Genomic DNA, 13,110 nt, shown 5'->3' on the forward strand with positions numbered 1-13,110 from the left:
AAACTATATAATTTTATGTCAGAACAATTTGAGCACATCTCCGTCTTACTTCATGAATCAGTAGACGGTCTCGATATTAAACCCGATGGTATTTATATCGATGGCACGTTTGGTCGTGGTGGCCATAGTCGCCTGATTCTCTCTAAGCTAGGCGAAAACGGTCGTCTGTACGGTATCGACCGTGATCCTCAAGCGATTGCGGAAGCTCAGACGATTGATGACCCGCGTTTTTCGATTATCCATGGTCCATTTTCTGGCATGGCTAGCTACATGGAAACACGTGAGCTACTAGGCCAGGTTGATGGTGTACTGCTTGATCTCGGCGTGTCATCACCACAACTTGATGATGCAGAGCGCGGTTTTAGCTTTATGCGTGACGGCCCGCTGGATATGCGTATGGACCCAACCACAGGTCTGTCTGCGGCTGAATGGCTAGCTGAAGCCGATGCTGATGATATTGCATGGGTATTGAAAGAGTTTGGTGAAGAACGTTTTGCGAAGCGTATTGCCCGTGGCATTGTTGAGCACCGCGAAAACCCAGAAAAAGAGCCACTAACGCGCACAACCCAGTTAGCGAGCTTGATTGCTGCCGTATCACCTTTCCGTGATAAGCATAAGCACCCGGCGACTCGCAGTTTCCAAGCGATCCGCATTTACATCAACAGTGAGCTGGAAGAAATTGATACCGCGCTTAACGGTGCGCTTAAAGTGCTAGCGCCGCAAGGTCGCCTCTCTATCATCAGTTTCCACTCGTTGGAAGATCGTATGGTCAAACGTTTTATGCGTAAGCACAGTAAAGGGCCTGAAGTGCCTGCGGGTTTACCATTAACCGAAGAGCAGATTAAAGCGCTAGGCAGTGCGGATCTGAAATTGGCAAGTAAAGCGATTAAGCCTTCAAATAATGAACTAGGCCACAATACCCGTGCGCGTAGTTCAGTGTTGCGTTTAGCCGAGAAATTATGAAGCCAACCGCTGAACCGTCAGTAAACTTAACACGCCTGATCGTTAAGGATCTTTTTTCGATTGGGCGGTTACCGCTATTGTTATTGGTTTTGATCTTAGGATCGGCGTTAGCCGTGGTGTATATCACCCACCAGTCACGTCAACTGATCGTTCAGCAAGAGCAACTCCTTATCGAGCGCGATCAGCTCGATATTGAGTGGCGAAATCAAATATTGGAAGAGAATTCTCTGGCCGAGCACAGTCGTGTGGAACGCCTAGCGGAAACACAACTTGAGATGAAGCGTCCAACCGCGGCGAATGAAATAGTTGTCCAGTGATGATAAAAATCTTCAAACGAACCAAAACAACCAACCAACGCCGCGTTAAAGCGCCACCGGTTTTTATTCCGTGGCGTTTTAATATTATTTGTGGCTTCGTTATTTTAGCGCTCGGGCTACTGATCGGGCGTGCGGCTTATATTCAAGTCTTAGAGCCGGGCAAACTTATCCAAGAAGGTGATTTGCGCTCATTACGCGTCAAAGCCTTACCTTCTGCCCGCGGCATTATTTCTGACCGTAACGGTGAGCAACTTGCTGTGAGTGTACCGGTACAAGCCGTATGGGCTGATCCCGTTCAAATCTATAAACATGGCGGCATGATCGAGCAGGCTCGCTGGCATGCGCTGGCGGATGTACTGGGTCTTGACCGTCAGAAGCTCGTTAAGCGAATCGAAAAGAACCAAAAGCGACGTTTTATTTATTTAGCGCGCCAAGTGAGCCCTGCGATGGCGGCCTATGTCGGCAAGCTAAAATTGCCCGGTGTTGGCCTGAAAGATGAATCTCGCCGCTTTTACCCTGCTGGTGAAGTCAGTGCGCACTTAATCGGGATGACGGGGATTGATAGCCATGGTTTAGAAGGGGTGGAACGCACCTACGATGGTTGGTTAACCGGTGAACCTGGCCGTAAAACCGTGCGTAAAGATCGCTATGGTCGCGTGGTTGAAAATATCTCGCTCAAACAGCGTGAGCCAGGTAAACCGTTGGAATTAAGTATCGATCAGCGTTTGCAAGCCATGGCGTACCGAGCTGTGAAGCAAGCGGTGGTGGATTACCGTGCGACCTCTGCCAGTGTGGTGATGGTCGATGTAAGAACGGGTGAAGTGCTGGCAATGGTCAATGCCCCGTCTTATAACCCGAATAACCGCGATAGCTTACAAAGTTTTCGCATGCGTAACCGCGTGATTACCGATGCGATGGAGCCAGGTTCTACCATCAAACCTTTTGTGGTGCTAACGGCGCTAGAAAATGGCGTGGCTGATGAAAATACCATTATAGATACCGGCAATGGCATCATGCAGGTCGGCGGTAGCCGAGTGCGTGATGTTTCTAAAGTCGGCAAAGCGAACTTAGCGCGTATCTTACAAAAATCCAGTAACATCGGTGTCAGTAAGCTGTCGTTGGCGATGCCAGTTGAAGCGCTGCTTGGCATGTACAGCAGTGTTGGTATGGGCGACCCATCAGGTATTAACTTGATTGGCGAATCACAGGGTTTCTTCCCTGATCGTCGCCGTTGGTCTGATTTTGAACGTGCTACCTTGTCATTTGGGTACGGTATTTCGGTGACACCGATCCAGTTAGTACGCGCTTACGCTACTTTAGGCGCACTTGGGGTCAGCCGTCCACTCTCGATTTTAAAAACCGATGAAGTTATGCCTGGCCGCCAAGTCGTGTCGGTTGAGAATACGCGTAAGCTACTCAATATGCTTGAAATGGTGACAGGTAAAGAAGGCAGTGCCAAACGTGCTGCGGTACCTGGCTACCGCGTGGGTGCCAAGACAGGTACGGCAAAAGTTGCCGCTGCGGGTGGCTACAGCGATGAATATATAGCGATGACAGCAGGTCTTGCCCCGATCAGCAATCCACGTATTGCAATGGTGGTGGTGGTGAATGAACCACAAGGCGATCAATATTATGGTGGTGCAATTGCGGCGCCGATATTTGCAGATGTCATGGGTAATGCGCTGCAAATTTTGAATGTGCCGCCAGACGCAGGTTCTGGCGATAAGTTAAAAGTTGTACATAACAGAGGCGCCTCAAATGCCGATACCTAACCAAAACAATACTATCGGATGCTTGCTGGCATCATGGTTGCCAACAACAGCAACATTGGGGGATGACATCAGCGCATTAGTGCCTTCGTCATTTACCTTAGACAGCCGCGCAGTGGTGAATGGCAGTTTATTTGCCGCTGTCAAAGGTCACCAAGTTGATGGCCGTCGTTTTATTGATAAAGCGATAGCACAAGGTGCCCTTGCGGTACTCGCTGAGGCGGAAGGGGAAGCAGAGCACGGCGAAGTGCGGGTACAGCAAGATGTGCCTGTTATCTATTTTTCGCAGTTGAATTTGCACTTGTCCGCCATCGCGAAGGTGTTCTATCAACAGCCTGACGAGCAGCTAAAATTGGTTGCTGTCACCGGTACCAATGGCAAAACAACCATCAGCCAGATCTTGGCACAGTGGGCCGAATTGGTGGGCTACCGCTCGGGTGTCATGGGCACCACAGGTAACGGGTTACTGAGTAACTTGGTTCCCGCGGCGAATACCACTGGCAGTGCGATTGAAATTCAACACGTACTGGCTGATTTATACCAGCAAGGTGCGTCTTTTGCAGCGATGGAAGTGTCGTCGCATGGCTTGGTGCAAGGGCGTGTCAAAGCCCTGCATTTCGCAGCCAGTATTTTTACTAATTTGAGCCGTGATCACCTTGATTACCATGGCGATATGGCCAGCTATGCAGCGGCCAAACAAACCCTGTTTACCGAGCATCACGCTGGTGTTGCTGTCATTAATATGGATGACGAAGTCGGCTGCCAGTGGCTTAAAACATTACCCGATGCCGTAGCGGTAACAACACAAGCTGGCGTTGCTGCGAAACATCAGGGGCCGAGACTATGGCTGACGGATGTGGCGTACAGTACTCAAGGGGTTACGCTAAGTTTTGATTCATCATGGGGCGCAGGCTCATTTACAGCGCCCTTAGTTGGCTCGTTTAATGTGATGAATATTATGTTGGCATTAGCCACTTTGCTGGCAACAGGACATGATATTGAGCAACTCATTGCGACTGCGCCACAGCTAAAAGCAGTAATTGGCCGCATGGAAGTTTTTCAAAAGGCTGACAAACCTTTGATGGTGGTGGATTATGCTCATACACCAGATGCGCTAGAAAAGGCCTTGCAAGCCTTGCAAGTACACTGTGACGGTAAGCTTTGGTGTATTTTCGGCTGTGGTGGCGATCGTGATACGGGTAAACGCCCGATGATGGCGGCAATTGCAGAACAGCATGCCGATCAAATTATCTTAACCGATGATAATCCGCGCAGTGAAAACCCTGAGTCCATCATGAATGATATGAAGGCGGGGTTAGTGAGTGCTGACCAAGCGCGAGTGATCCACGATAGATTCAGTGCTTGCCAATATGCACTGACTCATGCTGCTCCACAAGATATCGTCTTGGTGGCTGGAAAAGGGCATGAAGATTACCAAATTTTAGCAGATCGCACGATCCACTATTCCGACCGTGAAACGGTTCAAACTTTATTGGAGACGCATGCATGATTAACGTGCAATTGTCTCATCTGGCCAATGAGCTGGGTGCCACATTAATGGGCGATGATATTCAGATCGCCTCGGTATCAACCGATACGCGTCAGATCGAGCAAGATGCATTATTCATTGCGCTCAAAGGCGAACGATTTGATGCGCATGACTTTTGTCAGAGCGCGATTGATAACGGCACAAAAGCTTTATTGGTTAGTCGTCACTTACCTCTCGATATCCCACAACTTGTGGTCGCCGATACTCGGTTAGCGCTGGGTCATATTGGTGCTTGGGTTGCCAAAACACTGACGCAAACACAAGGCCTTAAAACTGTTGCCTTAACAGGTAGTTGTGGCAAGACCACAGTGAAAGAGATGGTTGCTGAGATCCTTGGCTTAAAAGGCAAGGTGCTCGCAACAGCGGGCAATTTTAATAATGATATTGGTGTACCACTTACGTTATTGCGATTAACGGCAGAACATGACTATGCGGTGATTGAGCTTGGTGCTAATCATCAAAACGAAATTGCTTATACCACCAACCTTGTTAAACCGCAGGCTGCGCTAGTCAATAATTTAGCAGCAGCGCATCTGGAAGGATTTGGTTCACTGGCCGGTGTAGCCAAGGCCAAAGGTGAGATCTTTGAAGGACTGCCGGCTGGCGGTATGGCGATTGTTAACCTTGATTCACATGATTTGCCGAATTGGCGTGAGAATTTGACTGAACAACGGCTTTTGACCTTTTCTACGTCAAATTCTGAGGCTGATTTCTTTGCAAATGACATAATTGTTAACTCTGACGGTCGCGCTTGCTTTACAATGCGTACCCCCGATGGGATGGCATCAGTCATTTTGACGCTAGCGGGTGTGCATAATGTATCGAACGCCTTAGCGGCAGCGGCATTAAGTTATACCTTGGGTGCATCTTTAGAGGATATAACCCGAGGCCTAGGCCAAGTGGTGAATGTCAAAGGGCGCGTTGATATTACTCAACCTCAAGCAGGGCTTCGTCTGATTGATGATACCTATAACGCCAGTGTGGCATCCGTGAAGGCGGCGATTGATTTGCTCGCGTCGTTCAAGGATCAGCGTTGGTTTGTATTGGGTGATATGGCCGAACTTGGCGAAGAGAGCGACCAGCTCCACCGTGAAGTGGGCGAATACGCAAAAGAAAAATCCCTCGATGCAGTTTTCACCTTTGGTCGTGCGAGCGCGATTGTGAGTGAGCTGAACCAAGGTCAGCACTTTGATAATAAGCAGGCGCTGATTGCGACATTAACGGCGCAGTTAGACCAAGAATTTAAACAACACCAAGAGGTAACAGTGTTGGCAAAAGGAGCGCGTAGCTCCCGCATGGAAGATGTGATTGTCGCACTGCAGGAAAATAAATAATGATTTACTGGTTAGCTGACGTACTTCAGTCTACGTTCCCATTTTTTCGTCTATTCGAATATTTGACGTTCCGCGCTATTGTTAGTGTTCTTACTGCTTTAGTTCTCTCACTATGGATGGGTCCTCGCCTGATCGCGCGTTTGCAAATGCTGCAAATTGGCCAGGTTGTACGTAACGAAGGCCCCGAATCTCACTTTAGTAAACGTGGTACGCCAACAATGGGCGGCATCATGATTTTGGCAGCGATTACGATCACTGTTTTACTGTGGTCTGACTTATCTAACCCTTATGTGTGGGCGGTATTGGTTGTCATGCTGGGCTATGGTGTGGTCGGTTTTGTTGACGATTACCGCAAGGTCGTACACAAAAATACCGATGGCTTGATTGCGCGCTGGAAGTACTTCTGGCAATCAGTGATCGCGCTGGGTGTTGCGTTTGCACTGTACATGCATGGTAAAGATACCGCAGCCACTCAGCTGGTGGTGCCTTTCTTCAAAGATGTGATGCCACAGCTTGGCCTATTCTATATTGTCTTCACTTACTTCGTGATTGTGGGTACCAGTAACGCGGTGAACTTGACCGATGGCCTTGATGGCTTAGCTATCATGCCTACAGTGATGGTGGCATCGGGTATGGCATTTATTGCGTGGGCAACAGGCAATGTGAATTTTGCTAATTATCTGCATATTCCTTATTTAAGTAATGCCAGTGAGCTGGTCATTGTCTGTAGCGCCATTGTCGGGGCTGGCCTTGGCTTCCTTTGGTTTAATACCTACCCAGCACAAGTGTTTATGGGTGATGTGGGCTCATTAGCATTAGGCGGCGCACTTGGCACTATCGCGGTATTGGTTCGTCAAGAACTACTACTAGTGATCATGGGCGGTGTGTTTGTGATGGAAACCGTATCGGTGATCTTGCAAGTGGGGTCGTACAAACTGCGTGGCCAACGTATTTTCCGTATGGCACCGATTCATCACCACTACGAATTAAAAGGCTGGCCTGAACCACGAGTGATTGTGCGTTTTTGGATCATCACTATGATGCTAGTGCTAATTGCACTGGCGACATTAAAGGTACGCTAAATGAATGGCTTAGGTGGAGTAAAACGCGTTGTAGTGATTGGTCTAGGAATGACAGGCTTGTCTGTTGTTCACCACCTCGTGCGACAGTCGATGGCTTATGCTCTGGATTTAGAGATTAAAGTCATAGATACGCGCGCTACGCCACCTGGCCAAGAGTCGCTTCCGAGCAGTGTTGAACTGTGCTGCGGCGAATGGAACATGGCGTGGTTACTAGCCGCTGATATGATCGTTGCCAGCCCTGGCATTGCCCTGGCAACCCCTGAACTTCAGCAAGCCGCCGAAGCGGGCATTGAGATTGTGGGCGATATTGAACTGTTTGCCCGTGCTGTGACAAAGCCCGTTGTCGCTATTACAGGCTCGAATGGTAAAAGTACCGTGACCAGCCTTGTCGGTGAGATGGCGAAAGAGGCCAATATCAATGTTGGTGTTGGCGGAAACATTGGGTTTGCAGCATTAGACATGCTCGCCAATGATCATGACCTGTACGTACTTGAATTATCGAGTTTTCAGTTAGAAACGACCTCATCATTGAAGCTGAAGGCGGCGACTTACTTAAACCTGTCTGAAGATCATATGGATCGCTATGATGGGCTCGCGGACTACAGCGCAGCGAAAATGCGTATTTTCGATCATGCTGAATTAGTGGTTTATAACCGTGATGATTTGGCGACGCGCCCGAAGAATTCAGCGGATGTGGCTGAAACCAGCTTTGGTTTTGACGATCAAGACTATGGCTTGATTGAGCTAGATGGCCAAGAGTTCCTTGCTGTCAATCAACAACCACTAATGGTTGCTAACGACATCGCATTGGTTGGGCGCCATAATGTGGCGAACAGCCTTGCGGCATTGGCATTGGCGGATGCTGTCGGTATTGATCATGCCTCAGCGTGTCGCGCTTTGCGCCGTTATACAGGGTTGGTACACCGTTGCCAGCTTGTCGTGCAACAACACGGTGTTAAATGGGTTAATGATTCAAAAGCAACCAATGTCGCTAGTACTCTTGCCGCATTAAAAGGGCTGAACCTTGAAGGTCGACTTCACCTGCTGGTGGGTGGTGATGGCAAAGGGGCGGACTTTGCTGAATTGCAGCCAGTATTGGCCGCATTAAATGTTCAGCTGTACTGTTATGGCCGCGATGGCGATCAGTTTGCGCCACTGGTTGAGAGTCCAATTTGCGTCGAAACCATGGCACAAGCGATGACCCAAGCGGCTAATACAGCACATAGTGGTGATATGATCATGCTATCCCCTGCCTGTGCCAGCTTTGATCAGTTTCCTAATTTTATGACACGCGGCGACACGTTTGTCGCGTTGGCGCAAGAGTTGCAGCATCAAGTCGCAGGAGCGAATGAATGCTAAGACAGACCAAGGAAGGTATGACGTCGATGGGCGATTGGTTTACTAAACCATCCAGCCCGTCGTTATACGATCGCCAGTTAGTGTGGATTGCACTCGCTTTGATGGTGATCGGCTTGGTGATCGTGACATCTGCCTCGGTGCCAATTGCAACACGCCTAACGGGGATCCCGTTTTACTTTGCACTGCGTCATGCTTTTTTCCTCGGCTGCTCGCTTCTTATTATTGGCATTATGGTGCAAGTCCCCTTGTCACGCTGGCAGCAATTAAGTGTGCCCATGTTACTGGTATCGATGTTTTTACTGGTTGTGGTACTCGGTATTGGTCGCTCGGTAAATGGCGCCGCGCGCTGGATCCCACTCGGGATCTTTAACTTGCAACCGGCGGAAGTCGCCAAGCTTTCTCTCTTTATTTTCCTTTCTGGCTACCTGGTTCGTCAGTACACCCAAGTACGTGCGAGCTTCTTGGGGTTTGCAAAACCGTTAGCGGTGCTATGCGTTTTGGCTTTTTTATTGCTACAACAGCCCGATTTAGGGTCATTTGTTGTGATGTTTGTGACCACAGTAGGCATGTTATTTATTGCCGGTGCCCAATTGTGGCAATTCCTCGCTATGATAGCGGTCGCGATATTTGGCATCGTGATATTGATTGTGTTCGAGCCTTATCGAATGCGTCGGGTAACCTCATTTTTGGATCCGTGGGATGACCCTTTTGGTAGTGGTTACCAGTTAACTCAGTCATTAATGGCATTTGGTCGCGGTGACTGGTTAGGTCAAGGGCTAGGTAATTCAATTCAAAAACTCGAATATTTGCCCGAGGCACATACCGACTTTGTATTTGCGGTACTCGCAGAAGAGCTGGGTTTGGTTGGCGTCGTCGCTGTCTTAGCCTTAATTTTTGCTTTGGTATTTAAAGCCCTGTTGATTGGTCGCAAGTCATTGCAAAGCGAACAATTGTTCGGTGGTTTCCTCGCCTTTGGTATTGGCATTTGGTTTGCTTTCCAAACCCTCGTGAATGTCGGTGCGGCGGCGGGAATAGTGCCAACCAAGGGGTTGACTTTGCCCCTGATCAGTTACGGTGGTTCCAGTTTATTTATTATGGCGACAGCAGTCGCAATCTTGATTCGCATTGATCATGAGCAGCGGCTTCATGCTAAATATCATCCAGTCGAACAAGAACCTGAAGAAACTAGTGTTGAAAAAGATTGATGACAAAAAATAAACGCTTACTCGTTATGGCGGGCGGTACGGGGGGGCATGTGTTCCCTGGGCTTGCGGTAGCGAAACAATTACAGCAGCAGGGGTGGGAAATCCGCTGGCTGGGTACCGCAGACCGAATGGAAGCGGACTTAGTGCCAAAGCATGGTATCGAGATTGACTTTATTAAAGTCAAAGGGCTACGTGGTCAAGGTATTATGCGCCTTTTGGCAGCACCATTTAAAATTTTAGGCGCAATCAAACAAGCGCGTGTGCATATTAAAGCGTGGCAACCTGATGTTGTCCTTGGCATGGGGGGCTATGTCAGTGGTCCTGGTGGCGTAGCTGCATGGCTGAGCGGTATTCCTGTGGTGTTGCACGAACAAAATGCGGTGGCAGGTTTAACCAACCAATGGTTATCTAAAATTGCGCGCCGTGTACTACAAGCCTTTCCGGGGGCGTTTGCCAAGCAGGAAGTCGTGGGCAACCCTGTGCGTCAAGATGTGATCCAACTTGCGATGCCGAGTGAACGTTTCGCCCAGCGCAGTGGTCCAATGCGTGTCCTTGTAATGGGTGGCAGTCAAGGCGCACGTATTTTGAATCAGACCATGCCTGAAGTTGCGGGCTTGCTAGGTGATGCAATTACGGTGTGGCATCAAGCTGGCAAAGGTGCACAAGTTGAAACCCAGCAAGCATATCAAGCGCAAATTGATGCAGCGACAGAGGTGAAAGTCACTGAATTTATTGATGATGTCGCCGCAGCGTATGATTGGGCTGATATCGTTGTGTGCCGTTCAGGTGCGTTAACCGTATCTGAACTATCCGCAGCTGGTGTAGCGGCGATTTTTGTTCCTTTTATGCACAAAGATCGTCAGCAAGCACTTAACGCCGATCACTTGGTACAAGCTGGTGCCGCGTTCATGATAGAACAGCCTGAACTCACGGCCGTGAAATTAGCACAACAGCTTCAAAAACTTGATCGTCCTGCTTTGCTATCTATGGCACAAGCAGCACGAGATGCAGCGATCCTCGACGCCGATGTTCGAGTGGCTGATGTCATTAAATCGCTAGCCAAAAATTAGAACGAGAAAAGTGATGAACAACAAATTGGATAACCAGCAATTAGCCAAAATTAGAACCATGGTGCCAGAGATGCGCCGTGTTGAGCGTATTCACTTCGTCGGAATCGGCGGAGCGGGTATGAGCGGGATTGCGGAAGTATTGGTTAATGAAGGCTATCGTATTAGTGGCTCTGATATTGCGCCTAACGCTGTGACAAACAGCTTAGCAAGTAAAGGTGCGGAAATTTTCTTTGGTCATAGCCAAGAGAACGTTCAGGGTGCGAGTGTTGTTGTTGTTTCAACGGCAATCTCACCTGAAAACCCAGAAATGGTTGCGGCGCGTGAATCACGTATTCCTGTTGTACGTCGTGCTGAAATGCTCGCTGAGTTAATGCGTTACCGCCATGGTATTGCCATTGCGGGAACACACGGTAAAACCACCACTACAGCACTTGTTACCCAAATATATTCAGAAGCGGGCTTAGATCCAACGTTTGTTAACGGTGGCTTAGTGAAGAGTGCTGGCACTAATGCCCGTCTAGGTTGCAGCCGTTACTTGATTGCAGAAGCGGATGAGAGCGATGCCTCTTTCTTGCACCTGCAGCCAATGGTGAGTGTTGTCACCAATATTGAAGCTGATCATATGGAAACCTATGGCGGCGACTTTGAAGTATTAAAACAAACCTTTATCGATTTCCTTCATAACTTGCCGTTTTATGGTTTGGCTGTGGTGTGCATTGATGATCCTGTGGTTCGTGAGTTATTACCGCGCATTGGTCGCCAAGTGATCACTTACGGTTTTGCAGAAGATGCCGATGTCCGTTTGCTTAATTACCGTCAAACAGGTCAGCAAGGGCATTTCACCATTGCTCGTCAAGACAAGCCAAGCCTGGAGATTACCCTCAATGTACCGGGTAAACACAATGCCTTAAATGCAACGGCGGCAGTGGCTGTTGCAACCGAGGAAGGTGTGGATGATAGTGCAATTATTCGCGCACTCGCTGAATTCCAAGGTACTGGTCGTCGTTTTGATCACTTAGGTGAGTTCGATAGTGGTAACGGTAAAGTGATGTTAGTGGATGATTACGGCCATCACCCAAGTGAGGTGGATGTGACTATCCAAGCGGCACGTGCTGGCTGGGAAGATAAGCGTTTAGTCATGATCTTCCAACCGCACCGCTATAGCCGAACGCGTGACCTTTACGAAGATTTCGCTAATGTGCTTGAGCAGGTTGATGTTTTGGTGATGCTAGACGTTTACTCTGCAGGAGAAATGCCTATCGCTGGGGCGGATGGTCGGGCGCTTTGTAGAACAATCCGTGGCCGTGGTAAAATAGACCCAATTTTTGTTCCAAATATCGAAGCATTACCTGCGGCTTTGGCCAATATTATTGGTGAAGATGACTTGGTGTTGACGCAAGGTGCAGGCGATGTAGGTAAAGTAGCCCGTCAATTAGCAGAAATGAAGCTAAATATTGCAACAATGCGTGAAGCTTAGTATTTCTGCGCATGTGGCTGAGTATATGGGCTTTTTTATTGCAGGGTTTTCATCATTGAAATAGATATGAACTCAGAGTCAGCATTAAATTAGCCAACAAATGTTGGAGAGTTAGGGCTTGGTCGGTATAATCGGTCAACTTTGCTCAAAAATCATTTATTCGAGTTAAATTAGCGTGTCGAGCGTTGCTCTATACATTAGATAGGTAAGGTTTTTGGCGAAATGACGGACGTAGTCAAAAAAAGCGTATTTTTAGCTTCGCCGCTACCCACTAAGCATTTAGGGGGCGTCGCTTTTTTTATTGCCGTTATTATTTTTATTGCATGGCTACTGAGTGCGGCACTGAGCTGGATGACAGATGCAAATCGTCTTCCGCTGTCGCAACTTGTCATCCAAGGTGAGTTAAAGCATTTGACCACCAACGATGTTCGGCAAGCCATTTTGCAACTCGATCACTTGGGGACTTTTATGACCCAAGATATTGAGAGCCTGCAAAGCGCGTTAGAGTCTTTACCTTGGGTTGCCCATGCGTCAGTGCGAAAGCAGTGGCCAGAAACGGTAAAGGTCTATTTGCTTGAGCATCAACCCGCAGCCATTTGGAATCAGGAACACCTGGTGAATATGGACGGCGAGGTCTTTTATGCAGACGCCAAGCAAGTGGCTGATTTAGCCTTGGTACACTTAGCAGGCCCCGATGGCAGTAGCCAGCAAGTATTGGCAGCATTGGATGAAATGCAACCAAGATTACAGCTTGCGGGCTTTGAAATTGATACGCTTACCTTAAATGAACGTCGAGCTTGGCGTGTTGAGTTAACCAATGGTATTCGGCTAGAGCTAGGGCGAAAAACTCGAATGGAGCGTTTAGAGCGCTTCATCAGCTTATACCCTGAATTAGAAATGCAGGGTAAAGCAATAGAGTACGTAGATTTACGTTACGATATTGGTGCGGCTGTAGGCTGGAAAACGATACCTAAAGAATAAGAGC

Annotated in this window: 11 protein-coding genes; all 11 read left to right on the forward strand. The window is 48.5% G+C overall.

Annotated features, from left to right (window positions below):
* Positions 1–15: 15 nt before the first annotated feature.
* Positions 16–963: a 16S rRNA (cytosine(1402)-N(4))-methyltransferase RsmH gene (gene rsmH / locus L4C35_RS16520; protein ID WP_428463923.1), complete on the forward strand. Its 948-nt coding sequence runs from the start codon at positions 16–18 to the stop codon at positions 961–963.
* The gene (gene ftsL, locus L4C35_RS16525; RefSeq protein ID WP_428463924.1) at positions 960–1,280 is read left to right on the forward strand and encodes a cell division protein FtsL; all 321 of its coding nucleotides are present in this window, start codon (positions 960–962) and stop codon (positions 1,278–1,280) included. Before rsmH ends, ftsL begins: the two co-directional genes overlap by 4 nt.
* Complete coding sequence (locus tag L4C35_RS16530; protein ID WP_428463925.1) at positions 1,280–3,052, forward strand: penicillin-binding transpeptidase domain-containing protein; 1,773 nt, start codon at positions 1,280–1,282, stop codon at positions 3,050–3,052. The genes ftsL and L4C35_RS16530 overlap by 1 nt, the downstream gene beginning before the upstream one ends.
* Positions 3,039–4,559 carry a UDP-N-acetylmuramoyl-L-alanyl-D-glutamate--2,6-diaminopimelate ligase gene (gene murE, locus L4C35_RS16535; protein ID WP_428463926.1) on the forward strand — a complete coding sequence of 507 codons (1,521 nt, stop codon included), beginning with the start codon at positions 3,039–3,041 and terminating at the stop codon, positions 4,557–4,559. The genes L4C35_RS16530 and murE overlap by 14 nt, the downstream gene beginning before the upstream one ends.
* Positions 4,556–5,932, forward strand: coding sequence for a UDP-N-acetylmuramoyl-tripeptide--D-alanyl-D-alanine ligase (gene murF / locus L4C35_RS16540; RefSeq protein ID WP_428463927.1), 1,377 nt, complete (start codon positions 4,556–4,558; stop codon positions 5,930–5,932). The genes murE and murF overlap by 4 nt, the downstream gene beginning before the upstream one ends.
* Positions 5,932–7,014, forward strand: coding sequence for a phospho-N-acetylmuramoyl-pentapeptide-transferase (gene mraY, locus L4C35_RS16545; RefSeq protein WP_428463928.1), 1,083 nt, complete (start codon positions 5,932–5,934; stop codon positions 7,012–7,014). Before murF ends, mraY begins: the two co-directional genes overlap by 1 nt.
* Complete coding sequence (gene murD / locus L4C35_RS16550; RefSeq protein WP_428463929.1) at positions 7,015–8,373, forward strand: UDP-N-acetylmuramoyl-L-alanine--D-glutamate ligase; 1,359 nt, start codon at positions 7,015–7,017, stop codon at positions 8,371–8,373. It begins immediately after the preceding gene.
* Positions 8,367–9,578, forward strand: coding sequence for a cell division protein FtsW (gene ftsW / locus L4C35_RS16555; RefSeq protein WP_428463930.1), 1,212 nt, complete (start codon positions 8,367–8,369; stop codon positions 9,576–9,578). The genes murD and ftsW overlap by 7 nt, the downstream gene beginning before the upstream one ends.
* Positions 9,578–10,648 carry an undecaprenyldiphospho-muramoylpentapeptide beta-N-acetylglucosaminyltransferase gene (gene murG / locus L4C35_RS16560; RefSeq protein WP_428463931.1) on the forward strand — a complete coding sequence of 357 codons (1,071 nt, stop codon included), beginning with the start codon at positions 9,578–9,580 and terminating at the stop codon, positions 10,646–10,648. Before ftsW ends, murG begins: the two co-directional genes overlap by 1 nt.
* Before the next feature lie 13 nt (positions 10,649–10,661).
* A complete protein-coding gene (gene murC / locus L4C35_RS16565; RefSeq protein ID WP_428463932.1) occupies positions 10,662–12,125 on the forward strand; it encodes a UDP-N-acetylmuramate--L-alanine ligase in 1,464 nt (487 codons plus the stop codon).
* Positions 12,126–12,347: 222 nt separating this feature from the next.
* A complete protein-coding gene (locus tag L4C35_RS16570) occupies positions 12,348–13,106 on the forward strand; it encodes a cell division protein FtsQ/DivIB (RefSeq protein ID WP_428463933.1) in 759 nt (252 codons plus the stop codon).
* The last annotated feature ends 4 nt before the right edge of the window (positions 13,107–13,110 follow it).

This window comes from Photobacterium kagoshimensis, from assembly GCF_050337045.1.
Classification (GTDB): domain Bacteria; phylum Pseudomonadota; class Gammaproteobacteria; order Enterobacterales; family Vibrionaceae; genus Photobacterium; species Photobacterium kagoshimensis.

Excerpts from the sequence above, each read along its gene's own strand:
- L4C35_RS16530 (WP_428463925.1), top strand. The coding sequence starts at position 1,280 with ATGATAAAAATCTTCAAACGAACCAAAACAACCAACCAACGCCGCGTT.
- murC (WP_428463932.1), top strand. The coding sequence starts at position 10,662 with ATGAACAACAAATTGGATAACCAGCAATTAGCCAAAATTAGAACCATG.
- murD (WP_428463929.1), top strand. The coding sequence starts at position 7,015 with ATGAATGGCTTAGGTGGAGTAAAACGCGTTGTAGTGATTGGTCTAGGA.
- rsmH (WP_428463923.1), top strand. The coding sequence starts at position 16 with ATGTCAGAACAATTTGAGCACATCTCCGTCTTACTTCATGAATCAGTA.
- murF (WP_428463927.1), top strand. The coding sequence starts at position 4,556 with ATGATTAACGTGCAATTGTCTCATCTGGCCAATGAGCTGGGTGCCACA.
- murG (WP_428463931.1), top strand. The coding sequence starts at position 9,578 with ATGACAAAAAATAAACGCTTACTCGTTATGGCGGGCGGTACGGGGGGG.
- ftsL (WP_428463924.1), top strand. The coding sequence starts at position 960 with ATGAAGCCAACCGCTGAACCGTCAGTAAACTTAACACGCCTGATCGTT.
- ftsW (WP_428463930.1), top strand. The coding sequence starts at position 8,367 with ATGCTAAGACAGACCAAGGAAGGTATGACGTCGATGGGCGATTGGTTT.
- murE (WP_428463926.1), top strand. The coding sequence starts at position 3,039 with ATGCCGATACCTAACCAAAACAATACTATCGGATGCTTGCTGGCATCA.
- mraY (WP_428463928.1), top strand. The coding sequence starts at position 5,932 with ATGATTTACTGGTTAGCTGACGTACTTCAGTCTACGTTCCCATTTTTT.
- L4C35_RS16570 (WP_428463933.1), top strand. The coding sequence starts at position 12,348 with ATGACGGACGTAGTCAAAAAAAGCGTATTTTTAGCTTCGCCGCTACCC.